This window comes from Coprococcus sp. HCN-4056, assembly GCF_037892645.1.
Taxonomy (GTDB): domain Bacteria; phylum Bacillota; class Clostridia; order Lachnospirales; family Lachnospiraceae; genus Coprococcus; species Coprococcus ammoniilyticus.
On the sequence record NZ_JBBKBL010000008.1, the window covers coordinates 124,786 to 143,040 of the forward strand.

14 protein-coding genes and 1 other annotated feature are annotated in these 18,255 nt (G+C 42.0%); of the genes, 11 read left to right on the plus strand and 3 right to left on the minus strand.

The window, feature by feature from the left end; genetic code table 11:
• The first annotated feature begins 3 nt into the window (after positions 1–3).
• Genes WKT03_RS12505 through WKT03_RS12515 form a run of 3 tightly spaced genes read left to right on the plus strand, consistent with a single transcriptional unit; the run spans position 4 to position 3,513 of the window.
• Positions 4–1,299, plus strand: coding sequence for a DUF5716 family protein (locus WKT03_RS12505; protein ID WP_340392351.1), 1,296 nt, complete (start codon positions 4–6; stop codon positions 1,297–1,299).
• On the plus strand, positions 1,287–2,123 hold the full coding sequence (locus WKT03_RS12510; protein WP_117807230.1) for a hypothetical protein: 837 nt from the start codon (positions 1,287–1,289) through the stop codon (positions 2,121–2,123). The genes WKT03_RS12505 and WKT03_RS12510 overlap by 13 nt, the downstream gene beginning before the upstream one ends.
• Positions 2,124–2,145: 22 nt before the next feature.
• Positions 2,146–3,513, plus strand: a complete 1,368-nt coding sequence (locus WKT03_RS12515) for an NAD(P)/FAD-dependent oxidoreductase (RefSeq protein WP_118675294.1) — start codon at positions 2,146–2,148, stop codon at positions 3,511–3,513.
• Between the two features lie 477 nt (positions 3,514–3,990).
• On the opposite strand, the gene WKT03_RS12520 is transcribed toward WKT03_RS12515, so the two are convergent.
• Entirely contained in the window at positions 3,991–4,725 is a 735-nt protein-coding gene (locus tag WKT03_RS12520) for a zinc ribbon domain-containing protein (protein WP_147353889.1), read from the minus strand.
• A gap of 7 nt (positions 4,726–4,732) precedes the next feature.
• On the minus strand, positions 4,733–4,996 hold the full coding sequence (locus tag WKT03_RS12525) for a hypothetical protein (RefSeq protein ID WP_118675296.1): 264 nt from the start codon (positions 4,994–4,996) through the stop codon (positions 4,733–4,735).
• Positions 4,997–5,327: 331 nt separating this feature from the next.
• On the opposite strand from WKT03_RS12525, the gene WKT03_RS12530 reads away from it, so the two are divergent.
• The 6 genes from WKT03_RS12530 to WKT03_RS12555 all read left to right on the plus strand — a co-directional run bounded on the left by WKT03_RS12530 (position 5,328) and on the right by WKT03_RS12555 (position 15,387).
• Complete coding sequence (locus WKT03_RS12530) at positions 5,328–6,299, plus strand: AraC family transcriptional regulator (protein WP_118675297.1); 972 nt, start codon at positions 5,328–5,330, stop codon at positions 6,297–6,299.
• A 140-nt stretch (positions 6,300–6,439) separates the two neighbouring features.
• Entirely contained in the window at positions 6,440–8,116 is a 1,677-nt protein-coding gene (locus WKT03_RS12535) for a glycoside hydrolase family 13 protein (RefSeq protein WP_340392355.1), read from the plus strand.
• A 172-nt stretch (positions 8,117–8,288) separates the two neighbouring features.
• Positions 8,289–10,346, plus strand: coding sequence for a hypothetical protein (locus WKT03_RS12540; RefSeq protein WP_340392357.1), 2,058 nt, complete (start codon positions 8,289–8,291; stop codon positions 10,344–10,346).
• Between the two features lie 69 nt (positions 10,347–10,415).
• Positions 10,416–10,620: a binding site (T-box leader), on the plus strand.
• A 101-nt stretch (positions 10,621–10,721) separates the two neighbouring features.
• Positions 10,722–13,364: a valine--tRNA ligase gene (locus WKT03_RS12545; protein ID WP_044945721.1), complete on the plus strand. Its 2,643-nt coding sequence runs from the start codon at positions 10,722–10,724 to the stop codon at positions 13,362–13,364.
• 171 nt (positions 13,365–13,535) lie between these two features.
• Entirely contained in the window at positions 13,536–14,534 is a 999-nt protein-coding gene (gene nudC, locus WKT03_RS12550; RefSeq protein ID WP_117785860.1) for an NAD(+) diphosphatase, read from the plus strand.
• Between the two features lie 343 nt (positions 14,535–14,877).
• Positions 14,878–15,387 carry a flavin reductase family protein gene (locus tag WKT03_RS12555; protein WP_021944623.1) on the plus strand — a complete coding sequence of 170 codons (510 nt, stop codon included), beginning with the start codon at positions 14,878–14,880 and terminating at the stop codon, positions 15,385–15,387.
• A gap of 1 nt (position 15,388) precedes the next feature.
• On the opposite strand, the gene WKT03_RS12560 is transcribed toward WKT03_RS12555, so the two are convergent.
• Positions 15,389–16,276, minus strand: coding sequence for a DegV family protein (locus WKT03_RS12560; protein WP_021944624.1), 888 nt, complete (start codon positions 16,274–16,276; stop codon positions 15,389–15,391).
• A gap of 696 nt (positions 16,277–16,972) precedes the next feature.
• Between WKT03_RS12560 and WKT03_RS12565 the strand changes: the two genes are divergently transcribed.
• Together WKT03_RS12565 and WKT03_RS12570 are read left to right on the plus strand one after the other, a co-directional pair.
• Positions 16,973–17,365 (plus strand): cytidine deaminase family protein, encoded by a 393-nt coding sequence (locus WKT03_RS12565; RefSeq protein ID WP_118675303.1) that lies wholly within the window; start codon positions 16,973–16,975, stop codon positions 17,363–17,365.
• A 45-nt stretch (positions 17,366–17,410) separates the two neighbouring features.
• Positions 17,411–17,974 (plus strand): GNAT family N-acetyltransferase, encoded by a 564-nt coding sequence (locus WKT03_RS12570; protein ID WP_015534086.1) that lies wholly within the window; start codon positions 17,411–17,413, stop codon positions 17,972–17,974.
• Positions 17,975–18,255 lie beyond the last annotated feature (281 nt).

Sequence of the window (18,255 nt, forward strand, 5' to 3'; positions counted from 1 at the left end):
AACATGACGGAACATCCATTATATCTGGGATTGGATCTGAGTCCGGAGTATACACAGTTAAGTTATTATAAGCTGGATGAAGGAGTACCGGAATCAATCTGTCACAGTGATTCCAAAGATACATATCTGCTTCCAAATATTATGTTTTATACAGATAAATATAAAGACGGAACCGGAGCAAAGGATGAATCCGGTTGGAGTGTCGGAGCGGTGGCTGCAGGGAAACGGTTCAAGGAAGATGGCGTGGTGGTTGATCGTATTTACCAGAAGACGATCATCAACGAGGACACGGAGATCTATGGAACAAGTTATAAAGCAAAAGACCTTCTGGTCAAAATGCTGCTGCTTCATATCCGGGAATTTACAAAACAGTTTGAAAGCTATGAGATCAGGCGGCTGGTAGTAACGATCGCAGATGCCGATATTCATATCATTAAGGCGGTGCAGGAGTTACAGGAAGCACTTCATTTAAGTGATGAACAGTTTGAGATCACAAGCCATATAGACAGTGGAATTTATTACATCTTTAATCAGCCGGAGTCGTTAAGAAATAACAGTGTGGTGTTGTTTGATTTTAACAGCAGCGGGCTTGATTATTACAGATTCGATATTACGCATAACAAATCACCGGAGATTGTGGATGTATTTCATCAAAACCTGAAAGACCGCTTGACATTTTCAGCGTTTAAGAAGGACGATGAGGAGTTGGATGAGCAGTTCGCAGCGATCTGTCAGGAGCTTCTGGCAGAGACTTATGTGTCCTCGGTGTTCCTGACTGGAATTGGCTTTGCAGATAACTGGCTGAAGGAGTCGGCGACGATCCTCTGTCAGGGAAGACGGGTATTTGTCGGTCAGAATATCTATACAAAGGGAGCCTGCTACCGGGCATTTGGCGATCGGCACAGCAAGGTGCTTGATCGTTATCTGATCCGGTCGGAATATACAGTTGGCTTTGATATAGGTATCAGTTTAAATGATGACAGCAAGACATTTGTGCCGATCACCAGAGGAGGACAGGAATGGTTCCACACAAAGGGAAAATTATATATCTTTCCGGACGAATCAAATCAGGTGGAGCTGATCTATCGCAACATATTGACAGGAGATTATGATAAGGAGCATATCGAGATCCACGGACTGCCGAAGCGTCCGCCGAAGACGACCAAGATCTCACTGGAAGCGGAATTCTACAGTGCGGAAAAGGGAGCGGTTGTTATCAGGGATGAAGGATTTGGAACGATGTTCCCGACCACAAATAAGATATATAGGAAGGAATTTGACCTGAAATGGGAAAAATAATTGTATGTAATACAAAAACTGCACAGAATCCATATACGTTCCTGAATACCAAGGTATCTGTATATTCCTACGAGGAATTGTGTTACTACCTGTATAATAATATGGTGCTGGTTGGGGAAGAAGATGTGACGGCGAGATTGTCGGCATGGATCAGAAGAGAGCTTGATCTCACAGAGCTTGCGGATAAGATCGATACATTACTTGACAAGCATGCATTTGTTCAGGATATCATGGTGGAGATTCTTGTGTATGGCGGATATTACAGCAGTGAAGAAGTACGGCAGTTTATGGCGGAATGCCAGAAGCTTCGTACGTTAAAATCATACGAAGTCGAGAAGCTGCGGGCGGATGGATATCTGCGGTACAAGCATTATATAAAAGCGGGTGCGATCTATGATGAGGTCATCTGCTATCTGGAAAAAGAAAAACAGGAGGATGAATTCCTCGGAAATGTATATCATAATAAAGCAGTTGCTCTGGCCGGAAATCTTCAGCTTGATGAAGCAAAGAGCTATTTTATTAAGGCATATTCGTTAAATAAGAATGAGGAATCCCTGATCGAATATTTCTGTGTGCTGGCAGTTACAGTGGATACTGCGACACTTGAAAAAGAGATTAAGAAACGAGGACTTCCTGCGAACTTTTTAGAGGATCTGATGAGTGAAGTCGGAGATTCTAAAGAAGATGTGCGGGAGCTTCCAATCTACAATAAAGTCCAGAAAGCGGTTTATAACCGACTTCATGGACATATTGAAGATTATGACAGGCGTATGGATACGATCCTGTCGGAATTAAAAGACGAATTCAGGGATCAGCTTGTCTGATAAATGAAAGGTAAAGTTGTGTATGAAGTATGATGTGATTATTATCGGTGCAGGACCGGGAGGAATCTTTGCGGCATATGAACTGATGAAGAAGAAACCGGAGTGTAAGATCGCTGTATTCGAAGAAGGATATACTTTAAAAAAGAGAAAATGTCCGATTGATGGCGATAAGATCAAGAATTGTATTAACTGTAAGCATTGCTCGATCATGTGTGGATTTGGCGGAGCAGGTGCATTCTCAGATGGAAAATACAATATCACAAATGATTTTGGTGGAACACTGTATGAATATATCGGTAAGCAGAAAGCTGTTGACCTGATGAAGTATGTAGATGAGATTAATATGGAAAATGGCGGCGATGGAACAAAGCTTTATTCAACCGCCGGAACGAAGTTCAAGAAGCTATGTCTTCAGAACAAGCTGAAGCTTTTAGATGCGTCGGTTCGCCATCTGGGAACTGATATCAACTATGTTGTTCTTCAGAATCTGTATGATCAGATGAAGGATCATATGGACTTTTATTTTGATACACCGGTTGATACAGTACAGGTCATTGATGGTGGTTATCGTATCATCTGTGATAAGGGTGAATTCGACTGTGAGAAATGTATCGTATCCGTTGGACGAAGCGGAAGCAAATGGATGGAAAAGGTATGTAAGGAGCTTGAGATTCCTACAAAATCCAACCGTGTCGATATCGGAGTCCGTGTGGAGCTTCCGGCAGTTATCTTCTCACATCTGACGGATGAATTATATGAAAGCAAGATTGTATATCGTACAGAGAAATTCGAAGATAATGTCAGAACCTTCTGTATGAATCCAAATGGAATTGTGGTAAATGAGAATACGAATGGTATCATCACTGTAAACGGACACAGCTATGAGGGTGATGAGAAGAAGACAGAGAATACAAACTTTGCACTTCTGGTTTCCAAGCATTTCTCAGAGCCATTTAAGGACAGTAACGGATATGGTGAAAGTATCGCAAGATTATCAAACATGCTAGGCGGTGGTGTCATTGTACAGCGGTTTGGCGACCTAGTCCGAGGCAGAAGAAGTACCGTGAAGCGTATTGAAGAAGGGCTGGTAACACCGACCTTAACGGCAACACCGGGTGATCTGAGTCTTGTCCTTCCAAAGCGTATCTTAGATGGAATCATGGAAATGATCTATGCACTGGATAAGGTAGCACCGGGAACAGCAAATGATGATACTCTGTTATATGGTGTGGAGGTTAAGTTCTACAACATGGAAGTGGAGTTGGATGAGAATCTGGAAAGCTGCCACAAGGGCTTATATGTGATCGGAGATGGCAGTGGCGTAACGCATTCGTTGTCCCATGCCTCCGCCAGTGGTATCTATGTAGCCCGTCACATCCTTGGCGAGTAATGGCATAATGATAAAAAGCCGAAGATTTTCAGACATCGGCTGCTATATAATACGAATCCCCTTGTAAAGGCTCATGATATTTTCTGCTCACTGCATATGCCTGATCCGTAAATGCTCCTGTGCCAACTCGCCCTTCGGGCTCAGACAGGCACCCGCATTTACTGGCAATGTGCAGTTCGCAACGAAAAATCATGAATGTCTTTATCAAGGGGATTGAATTATATAACAGCCGATGTTCTTAAGAAAATCTCCAGCTTTTTTTCACAGTATGACGCATTCTTCATATATAATATGAATCCCCCTATAATGACGTGCCAGATTGTCTATTCTCTGCACATGCCTGATTCGTAAATGCTCCTGTGCCAACTCGTCCTTCGGACTCAGATAGGCACCCGCATTTACGGATCGGGCAATATGCGGTGGGCAGAAAATATCATGAGTCTTTACATGCAAATGTGTATTATGTGGCAGGCTCTATCATGGAACAAGCGCCAGCTTTTCAATAATAAATCCTGCATTCTCCATATGATATTCGTTGCCACAGTAAGGGCAGTTGCGCTGGCGTACAGTATCGAAGCTTGCGCCACAGGCAGGGCAGTGGACGGAAGTAATGGAGAAACCGGGCGGTTCTATGTAGGCGGTATTTCTCCGGAGGGTGATGTCGATACAGTCGCCCCGACGGTTTATGGCGCCATCATGTTCACTGTAATTTATCCACCAGGTACGAAGATTCAGGCACAGCTCACTTCCCTCCATGTGGATATTATTGACAGTTAAAGCCTGCATGTAGGTCATCTCGATGATATCCTGAAAATATGGATCAAAAGAAGAACCACGATAGAAAGCAAGGTTTTCCGGGTGATCTGCCAGAACGGTCATGCGGATCAGGGCGATGATCTGGCCTTCAAATTTCTCAAAAGAAAAAACAGGATCATAAGGCGCAAATGCTCGTGAGATCTTTCCCTTTGCTGTCACATAAGACCAGAATGGAATACGTTTTCGACCGTCACGATTGAACTGCTTAATGATCAAAAGAACGGATGAAAGCATAAGTCCGGTGATGCCGCCGAAGATCAGTGTGACAAAATAGGACATGATCAGGCTGGCAGGAATCGGATTCTCCCGGTCTGAAAGAAAGGAAATAAAAGTAAATAGAAATACAACCAGCATAGTAATCCATATGGTGGAGCCTCGTTTGTTTACATTTTTCATGGAAGCATTATTTCGGATAAAATAGGTATTCGTGACACGTGGGAACAGATCCTTTATCTGGAAAACGGTACTGCAGTATGGACAAGCCCTGTGTCAGGGCAGCAACCGGGTTGACAGCGCCACAGTTCGGACAGGTCATTGTCATATGATGAAGCTCGGCTTCATTTGGTGTGTGGACAACAGATTCATACATCGTATCATCGGAATCCCGGTCATATATGATGCCGGATGAATTCTCAAACCGCAGTCGTCTGGTGATATGTTCATTCATCAGGTCAACGGTATACCATGCGGTGTTTCTTGAAAAATATGTGGTTCCGGGAGTCTCTTTGGCAGAAGTCCGGAATCATACCAGTGATTCAGTTCTATGGCAAAATCATCATAAATGCTTTTGTGTTTTTCCCATGCAGGTTTGTATTTCTTAAATGCGGTCACCTGTTTTATATAGCGTATCAGTAATATAACGGCAATTATGATCAGTACGATACCGATTCCAAGGAAAATAAATGCAATGTACGATATAAAACCATTTGTCCCCATATAGGAAAAGTGTATAATGAAATATAGAAGATGTCCAGCATAAAATAAGAAAGGACCAAAGCATGAAAAAGCAGGAAATGGCAAATACATCGTTAAAAGAGAATAGAACACATGGAACGGTGCAGTATCCGGTTGCTTTGTACGAATGGAACGGAGAAAATGAGTGGCATGTGGTTCCGCATTGGCATGAGGAAATGGAATGGATCTATTTTCAAAAAGGTGATTTCCCGGTATGGATAAATACAAAAGAGTATCAGGTTCATGCACCGGCATTTATGTGCATCCATCCGGAAGAACTGCATGCACTGATCCTGGAAAAGGATGGTATAGAAAGTGCGGTTGTGTTCCCTCTTGATATCCTGTGCTTTGAACGGTATGATGCGGCGGAGGCGAAGGTGCTTGGCCCACTTGCAGAAGGAAAGCTTCGGATGCCGGTTCTGTGCCAGAGTGGGGATGCGGCATTTGAGGAATTGAGTGCCTGTTATAAAGAGATTGAACAGGTGCTTAGGCAGATGAAAGAACATGATACGAAGAAAGTGCAGCATCTGGATTCTTCAATAACGCGTGAGAACGTGGCAGGAGAACTGAAACAGAATCTACAGAAAAATATGCTCTATTTGAATATCAAGGCAAAGATGTTAGAATTGATCGCAGTTGCATATAAGTATGACCTGTTTACAAGACAGGTCAGGGAAGACAGGGAAGAATCCGGAACGGTAGAGAATCTGAAAAAGGTGCTGCAGTATATCGGGGAGCATTACGGTTCACCGATCCGCTTGTCCGAACTGGCGGAGCTGGTCAATATGAATGAACAGTATTTTTGCCGATATTTTAAGAAGAATATCGGGAAGACGATCACAGAATATATCAATATGATCCGTGTGGAGAAAGCGGCAACGGCACTTGCAGAGACAGAGGATAAGATCATAGATATTGCATCTGCCTGTGGATTTGACAATATCGGATATTTTATCAGACGCTTTAAAAAGGAGAAGGGCATGACACCTTCCGAATATCGTAAAAAGTCAAAATAGTACAATGAAATAGTCAATTTAAAGATAGAAAACCTCTATGGATTCCGTATACTGTAATTAAAGTGTAAAAAGAACGAGTATCTGTATCCGATGGTGGAACAGATACAGACAGTATAAAAGGAACACAGGAGGTTTTTATAATGAAAAGAAAATGGTGGCATGGTAAAGTAGCATATCAGATATATCCAAAGAGTTTTCAGGATACAAATGGAGATGGAATCGGTGATCTTCGTGGCGTGATCGATCATTTAGATTATCTGAAAAGTCTGGGAATCGATATTATCTGGTTATCTCCGATCTATCAGTCTCCATTTGTCGATCAGGGTTATGATATTTCAGATTATTATAAGATCGATGAGATCTTTGGAACGATGGAAGAATTCGATGAGCTGTTAGCAGAAGCGAAGAAGCGAGATATGTATATCATTATGGATCTTGTTATTAATCACTGTTCTGACCAGCATGAATGGTTCCAGAAAGCATTAAAAGATCCGGCGGGTAAATATGGCGATTATTTTTATTTCCGTAAGGGAAAAGACGGCAATCCGCCAAGCAATTACCGGTCTTATTTTGGTGGAAGCGCATGGGAGAAAGTAGAAGGAACGGACTATTATTATCTTCATATGTTTGCAAAGGAACAGCCGGATCTGAACTGGAACAATCCAGAGGTATTAAATGAATTATATACCATGATCAACTGGTGGCTGGATAAGGGCGTTGCAGGCTTCCGTATCGATGCGATCATCAATATCAAGAAAGATCTGAGTTTTCCGGATTATGAGCCGGACGGACCGGATGGAATGACAGGAATCTTCCATATGGTTGAGGGCGTCGATGGCGTTGGTGAACTGTTAGAGGATCTGAAGAAGCATACATTTGAAAAGTACGATGCGTTTACAGTTGCTGAAGTATTCAATATGAAGAAGGATGAGCTGGAAGAATTTATCGGTGACGACGGACATTTTTCAACGATGTTTGATTTCTCAGCGCATGAGATGACCTTTGGCGATCATGGCTGGTACGATGCGAAGAAGGTCGGATTTGATGATCTGAAAAAGGTGATCTTCCATGCACAGAAGGAATGTGAAGATGTCGGCTTCCTTGCAAATATTATAGAGAATCACGATGAGCCAAGAGGTGCGAGCCGTTATCTGCCAGATTACCTTCAGAATGAAGACGGAATCAAATTGCTGGGAACGATCAGTGTTATGCTGCGTGGTATTCCGTTTATTTATCAGGGACAAGAGATCGGTATGCGTAACTGTCATATGGCTTCAATCGATGATTACAATGATATTAGTACAAAGAATGAATATGCAGTTGCAATCGATGCTGGCTGCACGGTAGAAGAAGCGATGGAAGCCTGCTATGAGAACAGCAGGGATAATGCCAGAACACCAATGCAGTGGGATGATTCTGCACAGGCAGGATTTACAACCGGAACACCATGGCTCTTTGTAAATCCAAATTATAAAGAGATCAATGTAAAAGAACAGCTTGGCAGGGAAGATTCAGTATGGTACTATTACCAGAAGCTGATCGCACTTCGTAAGTCCGAGGACTACAAAGAAGTATTTACCTATGGCAAGGTCGTTCCAATGTTTGTGGAGAAGGATGGAATATTTGCATATGCAAGAAAGACGGAAGACCAGACCGTTTACATTATAACGAATTACAGTAGAGAAGATATCACGGTTGATCTGCTGACTACAAATGAGCAGCCGAAGCTTCATGTTTTGTTAGATAATAAGAATGACGTATGCTTAAATGGCAACCGTATACGGTTAAGCTCCGGGCAGGCAGTGATCCTGGGATAATGCTTTGAATAATTGATCAACATATAAAACCATTAAAATGATGGCGAAACAGTGCTTAAAAACCATCATTTTGATGGTTTTTATTAGTTACAAGGAAATTAATATATGATATTCTGTTAAAAAGTGGAAATAAATTAGGGGTATTATAATGGCATAGAAATGGGGTGCATATATGAGAAAGAATTACAGGAAAGGTATCGGCAGATGGCTGGCAGGAGTGCTGGTTATCAGCATGGCACTTGGACAGATAACAGGCTGTCAGGTGACAGGTGGGGATAAGAATGGGGGAACAACCTCCGGGTATCTGACAGAAGAAAATACTGACAGGGCAGATGGCTCACAGACGACAACCGAAGAAACGACCACAGAAGAAGAGTGGAAATCAATCGTCTCGGGAGAATACTACAGGCAGGCAAAGGTATCCGGACATACGAACCTGTATCAACTGGATATGAAAGTAGAGGAAGATAATATTTACATTAATAAGATGTTTGCTTTTGGGGATGCACTTGGAATCCAGTATGGCGTAGGAGAAGATGGTTATCTGGCACTATATGATCTGGCGGATCTCAGGCAGAAAGTGGTTGTAAGCTGCCCGAAGAATACATATGCGTCAGATGTATTTTCAAATGGAACCGATGAGGTGGTTCTCTATGATAAAGGCAACAAAGAGCTGATCCGGTATGGAGCATTGTTGGAGCAGGAGACTGTTATGCCGATCGAAAAGGGGACACCGGACAGTTATCTGATGTCAAAGGATCTCACCGGCTTCTTCTATATAAATGCAGAGGATGGACAGATCTATGAATATGATCTGCGGTCGGGGGAAGAGTCAGAGGTGTGTCCGGCGTATTCAGGAGAAGGAAAAGATACAACGTTGCTAGGATATGCGGAAGAACCGGAGTATCTGGTGGTGTCGGCATATGATAATACGGCAGAACGTGTGGAGGTCAGATGTTATAGTGTGACCGGTGAAGATATAAAAGAAACCGGTGATTATGATATCGTGCAATTTGAAGGAAGTGGGGATAAGTACTACGCATCGGTATATGCGGATGATCAGGTCTATCAGGTGTATGGAGAAACTTCCGGGGAAGAACCGGGAATTTTGTTCCCGGATAATACAGGTGATTTTCAGGTTGGATGCGATGTAGAACATGGTCTGGCTATGTATGGCAGTGCCAGCCAGTCGCAGGAGACGAATACACAGAAGCTGCAGTTTCGGATCTATAATGTGGATACCGGTAAATGTGAAAGCAGACTTGCAGTAACATTTCCGTTTGATGAAACAAATTATATTTATATCGATCAAGGTACTTATATAGATACATACAACTTCTTTGCATTTTCAACGAGCGGACTCACACCGGAAGTATACATATGGGATCTGAACGATGCGCGCAGCATTTCCGGTGATTCCAGAGTCTACCGTTATCCATGGAGTTATCTGGATCATCCGTCCGATGAGTTGAAGCAGGAGCTGCGGCAGCAGGCAAAGGATATCGGAGATCAAAATGGTGTAGAGGTACATATATTTGATGAAGTGACGGAGTGCAGCAAGGATATCTACCGGTATGAGGCATCAGACAATGCACTTCTGACCGCGCAGTCACTGGAAGTCCTGAAGAATGAGTTGAAGAAATATCCGGATCGGATGTTGAAAAATCTGGATGATGGATATGGAAGCATATTAAAGATCTATCTGGCAGGTGCGATCATAGGAACAGATGAAACGGCACTTACAACAGCTGCCGGAGTTCAGAATACTCTGGAGAATGACACATTTCTGGTTATTGATATCAATGATCAGTCCTCCTATATCAGCACGATCCACCACGAGATCTTCCATGCGATCGAGAACCATATGAATTACACCGGCTGTTGGTTTGATGAAGGAATTTGGTCGGAGTGCAACCCGGATGGATTCGATTATGATTACGATTATATTGCAAATGAAAATAGCTATGACAATACCTATGTTGCATTTTCATCCGGTGATGCGTCAGAGATTGCATTTATTGACACCTACTCAAAAAGCTTTCCAAATGAAGACCGTGCGAGAGTATTTGAATATGCCATGACGGATCAGCAGAATGATAATGGATTCTTTAGCTATGAAAGAATACGGAAAAAGTTAAAGGTGATATCGGATCAGATGAGTGCATGTTTCCCAGAGGATGATGGAGCGACACTTATGCCGTGGGAAAGAGTATTGATGTATGAAAAATAGCAAGATTACGTTTAAAACCGCTTGACACTGGAAAGACTTCTGTTGTACTATGAGATTTAGTTTAACAGCATAAATGCAAGGAAAAAGAGGAGTACCATAAAAGAACTGCCAGAGAGGAAGATCCACAGGCTGAAAGGTCTTTCGAGGAAATTTGTGGGAAGGTAGCTTTGGAGCAGCACATCCGAAATGTTCAGTAGGATGCGCCGGGTCGTTCCCGTTACAGAATAAGATGAGTGATAAATTAAGGTGGTAACGCGTAAGATACGCCCTTTGGAACAGAGATGTTTCAAAGGGCTTTTTCTATGTAAGAAGATTGATTCTGTAAAGGAAAAACGCTCCACTAAAGATGCTATAAAAACAGAAAGGATGGAACAGATGAAAGAACTGGAAAAGACATACAATCCGGCCGATATAGAAGACAGGCTGTACAGAAAATGGGAAGATAAGAAATATTTTCATGCAGAGGTAGATCGCAGTAAGAAACCATTTACGATCGTTATGCCGCCTCCAAATGTAACCGGACAGCTTCATATGGGTCATGCCCTGGACAATACGATGCAGGATATCCTCATTCGTTTCAAGAGAATGCAGGGCTACAGTGCATTATGGCAGCCGGGTACAGACCATGCAGCGATCGCTACAGAGGTAAAGGTAACAGAGAAATTAAAGGCAGAAGGTATTGATAAGAAGGAGATCGGCAGAGAGGCTTTCTTACAGCATGCCTGGAAATGGAAAGAAGAATACGGCGGAAGAATCGTAAACCAGTTAAAGAAGCTGGGTTCATCTGCTGACTGGGACAGAGAGCGTTTTACAATGGACGAGGGATGTTCAGAAGCAGTTAAGGAAGTATTTGTCAATCTCTATGAAAAGGGATATATCTACAAAGGTTCCAGGATCATCAACTGGTGTCCTGTATGTAAGACATCCATTTCGGACGCAGAGGTAGAGCATGTAGAGCAGGAAGGACATTTCTGGCATATCAATTATCCGATCGTTGGAGAAGAAGGAAGATATGTAGAGATCGCAACGACCAGACCGGAAACCCTGCTTGGTGATACGGCGGTTGCTGTAAATCCAAAGGATGAGCGTTATAAGGATATCATCGGTAAGATGCTGAAGCTTCCTTTAACAGACAGAGAGATCCCTGTTATCGCAGATGAATATGTAGATATGGAATTCGGAACAGGTTGTGTAAAGATTACACCGGCACATGATCCGAACGACTTCGAAGTAGGTAAGAGACACAATCTGGAAGAAATCAATATTTTAAACGATGATGCTACGATCAACGAGAAGGGCGGCAAATACGCAGGCATGGATCGTTATGAAGCAAGAAAAGCAATGGTAGCAGATCTGGAAAAAGAAGGTCTTCTTGTAAAGGTTGTACCACACACACATAATGTAGGAACACATGACAGATGTAAGACAACGGTAGAGCCAATGATCAAGCCACAGTGGTTTGTCCGTATGAAGGAAATGGGCCAGGCAGCTCTTGATCTGATCAAGACAGATGAGCTGGAATTTGTACCGGAGCAGTTTGATAAGACATACATCCACTGGCTTGAAAATATCCGCGACTGGTGTATCTCCCGTCAGCTTTGGTGGGGACACAGAATCCCGGCTTATTACTGTGATGAGTGTCATGAGACGATCGTTTCCAGAGAAGTTCCGACGGTATGTCCGAAATGTGGATGCACACATCTGACACAGGATGAAGATACACTGGATACATGGTTCTCATCCGCACTCTGGCCATTCTCAACACTTGGCTGGCCAAAGAAGACACCGGAATATGAATATTTCTATCCGACTGACGTACTTGTAACCGGCTACGATATTATCTTCTTCTGGGTTATCCGTATGGTATTCTCCGCACTGGAGCAGACAGGAAAGAGCCCATTTAAGCATGTTCTGATCCACGGACTGGTTCGTGACGATCAGGGCCGGAAGATGAGTAAGTCTCTTGGAAACGGTATCGATCCGCTTGAGGTTATTGATAAATACGGTGCAGATGCCCTTCGTCTGACACTGATCACAGGTAATGCACCGGGAAATGATATGCGTTTCTATTGGGAGCGTGTAGAGAATTCCAGAAACTTTGCAAATAAGATCTGGAATGCATCCAGATTCATTATGATGAACATGGAAAAGGCGGATTTCTCAAATGTAAAATTATCTGATCTTACGATCGCTGACCGCTGGATCTTATCCAAGGTCAATGATCTGGCAGTTGAGATGACAGATAATATGGAGAAATACGAGTTGGGTATCGCAGTTTCCAAGGTATATGACTTCATATGGGAAGAATTCTGTGACTGGTATATCGAGATGGTTAAGCCAAGACTTTACAATGATGCAGACGAGACAAAGGCAGCAGCCCTCTGGACATTAAAGACAGTTCTGATCCGGGCATTGAAATTATTACATCCATATATGCCGTTTATCACGGAGGAGATCTTCTGTAATATTCAGGATGAGGAAGAATCTATCATGATCTCTGACTGGCCTGTATATAAAGAGGAGTGGAGCTTCAAGCAGGATGAAAATGCAGTTGATACGATCAAGGCTGCGGTTCGTGCGATCCGTAATCTGCGTACCGGTATGAACGTACCGCCAAGCAAGAAAGCAACTGTATATGTTGTATCTGCTAAGAGTGAGATCCGTGATATATTTGAAGCATCAAAGAATTTCTTTGCAACACTTGGATATGCAAGTGAGGTATTCATTCAGGATAGCAAGAATGGTATTGATGAGAATGCAGTATCTACTCTGATACATGATGCCGCACTCTATATTCCGCTTGCAGAGCTGGTTGATATCGACAAAGAGATCGAGCGTCTGGAGAAAGAATCCGGTCGTCTGGCCGGCGAGATCAAGCGTGCATCCGGTATGCTTGCAAATCCTAAATTTGTAGATAAAGCACCGGCTGCCAAGGTAGAAGAAGAAAAAGCCAAGCTTGCGAAATATACAGAAATGAAAGCCCAGGTTGAAGAACGTCTGGCTCAGTTAAAGAAGTAATAACAGAGACGCAAGGCTGTGTCCATATATGAATCGAAACGACAGTGTCGACAGAAATGATTCATGGTATAAATTCAAAAAGAAAGAAACAGGCTGGCTGATCCGCATATAAAAGCACTGATAATACAGATGTTTTCATATCGTATCAGACAGCCTGTCTGGTATAGGAAGATGATACAGGATATAGAACCAAAACGGTTTCATAATGAATATGCATATCGAAAACCGCCGAAGAATGATGATGTGATCCTTGTATTTTCCGAGAAACTGATCCTTGCCAAAAAGGTGGAGGATGAGCATGAGCTGGTCTGGCTCACTGTCTCGGAATATAAAAGCTATATAGGAATAAATGATACGGTCACGCAGGATGCATCATGGCAGGATAATCTGACCTACCTGTTTGTGATCGATGACAGACAGTATTTTCTGTATCGGCCGCAGGATCTTGTCCGGACAACAGAGCCTTATTATGTTGAAAGATCAGCGAATGGAGCAACTGATGTAAATTGGGGAGAGCGTCTGGAGATTCCGGGTTATGAATACCGGAGCATGTATAAGACCAGAAGTTGCAAGCCAAAGGAAGAAGTGCTTGCGGCGGCAACCGGATGGCATCTGCATCTGTGGTATTCGATGAACTGCTATTGTGGAGCCTGCGGAACGCCTGTGCTCCCGGATGAGAAAGAACGGATGCTCCGTTGTCCGTCCTGCGGACATCTGATCTTCCCAACGATCGCACCGGCAGTAATTGTCGGAGTGACAGATGGCAATCGTATCATTCTTACAACTTACGCTGCAAGAGAGTATAAACGATACGCCCTGATCGCCGGCTTTACGGAAATAGGTGAGACGGTAGAGGAAACGGTTCGGCGTGAGGTGATGGAGGAAGTCGGAATACCGGTTAAGAATATCCGGTATTACAAATCACAGCCGTGGGGATTTGACAGCAATCTGCTGATGGGATTCTTCTGTCAGGCAGACAGAAAAAAGTCAGATGAGCATGAACCGGAACTGACCATCGATCATGAAGAACTTGCAAGCGGCGAATGGGTAGAGCGCGAGCAGATCCCGGACTATGGAGAACATCTGAGTCTGACACATGAGATGATGATGCAGTTTAAACGATATGGACAGGGTGTGTTTGATCTGAAAACAGACCGATCACAGGATTAAAACAGACCGATCACTATAAAAAAATAAAAATAAAGTTATCGTATTTGATATCTGAATAAAATAAAATAAAAAAAGAAAAGCATAAGGTTGAAAATAATTTCATATATTATAAAACCTGTGTTTAAAAGTAATAAAAAACGATTTGTTTCTGAAAAGCTGTTGGTTGACAAAACAAAAGCGGATGGTATAATGAGCCAAAAACCAGCTGGTAATACCAGTGTACCATACGATTTTGCAATGAGGCATTGAGAATGATCAGTGCCTCATTATTGTATCAGAATGTATTTTTGTTACAGTAAACACTTCAGGAACTGAGTAATCAGAAAAGTGAGGTATTATCAAGATGAAAGAAATCAATGCAGAGGAATTAAAAGGAAATCTGATCGAAATGATCAACAAAAAGTGGGCACTTGTAACTGCAGGAGATCATGAGAAGGCAAATACGATGACAGTAAGCTGGGGTTCCTTTGGTGAGTTCTGGTCAAAGCCTGTTATCACGATTTATATCCGCCCACAGAGATATACAAAGCAGTTTATCGATGAACAGAAGGAATTTTCCGTTTGTGTGCTTCCGGAAGAGTACAGAAAGGCACTGACTTATTGCGGAAGAACATCCGGTAAGGATGTAGCGGATAAATTTGCAGGAGCAGGGATCACCCTTGATTTCTGTGGTGATGTTCCGGTTATCAAGGAGGCAGGCATTACACTCATTTGCAGAAAAATGTGCGAAGGAGATATTGATCCTGCTACCTTTGCTGATCCTGAGGAAGGAGCAAAGGTATATCCGGATAAGGATTATCACAGATACTATATCGCAGAGATTGAAAAGGTACTTGTACCGGATGAATATTAAATTAATACGGGCGTTCGCGTCCGAGAAAGAACAGTCCGGCAGCGCCGGGACCGCAGTGGGATGCGGTAATTGTACCGGCATTTAAGATGCGTACCGGATGAGTGACATTCGGAAATGTCTGTAGGACGGAGTTCTTTAACAGATAAGCAAGCTCGGGGCAGGCAGCATGGGAGATGAAGCATTTTCCATTGTAGTCTGTCCCGTTTTCTGCGTAGTATTCCATCTCAGAGATCACCTCTCTTACGGCGCGCTTCTTGCCACGGACTTTTGTATAGGCATCTGCCATTCCGTTCTGATCCAGCCGGATCAGAGGATGAATGTTCAGGATCGATGCGATATGGGAAGCAGCGCCGCTGATCCGTCCGCTATGGTGTAGAAAGGTGAGATCGGTTGTAAAAAACTGGTGATGGATACAGGTACGATGCTTCATGATCCAGTCAGCAGCTGCTGCCAATGAAAGACCTTCATCCCGCATATCAGCAACGTAGTCCGTTAACAATCCATACCCTCCTGCACCGCAGAGAGAATCAATGACCTGCAGCTGCTTTCCCGGATAGTTCTTTTTTATTGCTGCCGCCGCACGATAGGCATTATTTGCCGATCCGCTTAAGGCGGAGCTGAAGGTGATATGAAGCACATCACCATTCTGTATCAGTCCTTCAAAGAAATCATAATAGGAAGCTTCGTTGATCTGGGAGGTTGTAGGCAACAGCCCTTTTTCCAACATCTTATAATACTTCGGCATCAGATCCGGATTTCGTTCCATGTTATCCTCGTATACATGTTCATGAATGATGTAAGTATAAGGAATGACTGCAATTTCCCGTTCATTCAGATAAGAATATGACAGATCCGTTGTCGATTCACACGATAAGATAAAATTTCTCATGATAAAAACCTCCAATACAATTTCCGATATATTTCCTGTATTAGTATTACCGGTGTTGATGAAAATACTCTTTGAAAAAATTGTTATTATTGCAACAACGATTTGCTGCGTGTTTTTCTATAAGAAAGCGAGAACAAAGTATAAGATTCAAATTGGAAGCAAGCTGTTCGTATTCAATGAGATTATGGCATTATTGCCTTATTTGTATTTAATGTTCACTTGGATTATCATATAACTCGGAACTTACGGAGGAAAATAGTAATGGCACTGTTCCTACTGATTACATATATAGTAATTTTAATATTTCAAATAATATTATTTGTGATAACCATTCGCAAGAAAACAAAAAAACTTTGGCGGATATTGTTTTCGGCAGAACTAATTTCGCTACTTATATCCATAGGACTGATGATTTACTATAATAATCTTCCTGGATATGGATTTATGCCAGGACTAACTTATTTGGGAGAAGTATTGTTTAGTTTTGGAGCGGTTGTTTTGTACTGTATAAGTTTCCTGATTTCTATATGCAGTTATATTGCAATTTCAAATAAACAAACTTAATTTGAGGTATTCCACTTGTGTGTTTATTTGAGTTCCTTGAATGAGCTTAAATATTATGTTAATCTTTTAAAGAAGTTGGCGTGTAGTTGAGTAGAAAGATAAATCGAAAGTTATAAAGGAGAACTGAAATTTATGGATAATAAATGGGAAGAGTTATACGATGCAGTAAAACAGGTATTAAAACCACGAGATGTTTCGAAAATTATTGAAGCAGGAGGAGTTGCTGCTGCGGTAGAATCTATATCGGGTAAAATTTATGTTGGGGTGTGCGTAGATACAGCGTGTACTTTGGGCGTATGTGCCGAAAGAAATGCTATCTTCAATATGATTACAAATGGTGAGGATGCTATTAAACGAGTAATTGCTATTGATGGAGATGGAAAAGCCATTCCACCTTGCGGAGCTTGCAGGGAATTTATGACACAGCTAATGCCAGAAGAATATCGAAAAATTGAGATAATGATGGATTATGAAAATGAGCGAATAGTAACGCTTGGCGATTTAACACCAGAATGGTGGATATAATCTCATTTTATCAAATCGGAATTTTCTTGATGATGGAGGATGCGTATGGAACATAAGGGCACAATTAGAATAGAAACAGATAGATTAGTTCTTAAACGACATGTATTAGATGATGCAGAAATCATGTTTAAAAACTGGGTAACAGAAAAAGATGTAACAAAGTTTTTAAGTTGGCAACCGCATAAAAATGTCGACGAGACAAAGCAATTACTAATTGATTGGATAGAATCGTATGATAAGCAGGATTTCTATTTTTGGACAATTGAGTTAAAAGATTCGCATGAACTGGTTGGAGATATATCAGTAGTAAGTCTCGATGAGGCAACAGAAAGTGTGGAGCTCGGGTATGGTATTGGAAGCAGATGGTGGGGAAAAGGTATAACTGCAGAAGCAGGAAGGGCATTGGTAAAATTCTTTTTTGAAGAAGTAAAAGTCAAACGTGTATATGCAAAGCATGCTGCAGGTAATCCAAACTCAGGAAGTGTAATGCAGAAAATGGGAATGAAAAAAGAAGGAATAATTAGGCAGTCGGGAACCTGTAATCAAGGTATTGTGGATGAAGTTTATTATTCCATACTTAGAAATGAGTATTTTAGTAATGATAATTGATGAAAAAATCTAATTTAGCGACACACTCGAAAATTTCAGTTTGATTGACTGATGATACACGGAAAATAGTATTAGAGCAGGTAACAGGCAGGTGGTCATATAACAGACGGCCTGCCGTTTTTGGTGTTTATATTATATATGAATATGGAAAGAATCTAGAAGATGTTTGGGTATATATTAACCAAAATATCTTTTAGACGATTGCATAGTATTATGTTGTTGGGTATAATAGAAGATATTTAGGGATACAATAACCGAAATATCTTTTGGGAGAAAATGTC

Coding starts and splice junctions, on each gene's coding strand:
- WKT03_RS12505 (WP_340392351.1), top strand. CDS start 4: ATGACGGAACATCCATTATATCTGGGATTGGATCTGAGTCCGGAGTAT.
- WKT03_RS12510 (WP_117807230.1), top strand. CDS start 1,287: ATGGGAAAAATAATTGTATGTAATACAAAAACTGCACAGAATCCATAT.
- WKT03_RS12515 (WP_118675294.1), top strand. CDS start 2,146: ATGAAGTATGATGTGATTATTATCGGTGCAGGACCGGGAGGAATCTTT.
- WKT03_RS12520 (WP_147353889.1), bottom strand. CDS start 4,725: ATGAAAAATGTAAACAAACGAGGCTCCACCATATGGATTACTATGCTG.
- WKT03_RS12525 (WP_118675296.1), bottom strand. CDS start 4,996: ATGAATGAACATATCACCAGACGACTGCGGTTTGAGAATTCATCCGGC.
- WKT03_RS12530 (WP_118675297.1), top strand. CDS start 5,328: ATGAAAAAGCAGGAAATGGCAAATACATCGTTAAAAGAGAATAGAACA.
- WKT03_RS12535 (WP_340392355.1), top strand. CDS start 6,440: ATGAAAAGAAAATGGTGGCATGGTAAAGTAGCATATCAGATATATCCA.
- WKT03_RS12540 (WP_340392357.1), top strand. CDS start 8,289: ATGAGAAAGAATTACAGGAAAGGTATCGGCAGATGGCTGGCAGGAGTG.
- WKT03_RS12545 (WP_044945721.1), top strand. CDS start 10,722: ATGAAAGAACTGGAAAAGACATACAATCCGGCCGATATAGAAGACAGG.
- nudC (WP_117785860.1), top strand. CDS start 13,536: ATGATACAGGATATAGAACCAAAACGGTTTCATAATGAATATGCATAT.
- WKT03_RS12555 (WP_021944623.1), top strand. CDS start 14,878: ATGAAAGAAATCAATGCAGAGGAATTAAAAGGAAATCTGATCGAAATG.
- WKT03_RS12560 (WP_021944624.1), bottom strand. CDS start 16,276: ATGAGAAATTTTATCTTATCGTGTGAATCGACAACGGATCTGTCATAT.
- WKT03_RS12565 (WP_118675303.1), top strand. CDS start 16,973: ATGGATAATAAATGGGAAGAGTTATACGATGCAGTAAAACAGGTATTA.
- WKT03_RS12570 (WP_015534086.1), top strand. CDS start 17,411: ATGGAACATAAGGGCACAATTAGAATAGAAACAGATAGATTAGTTCTT.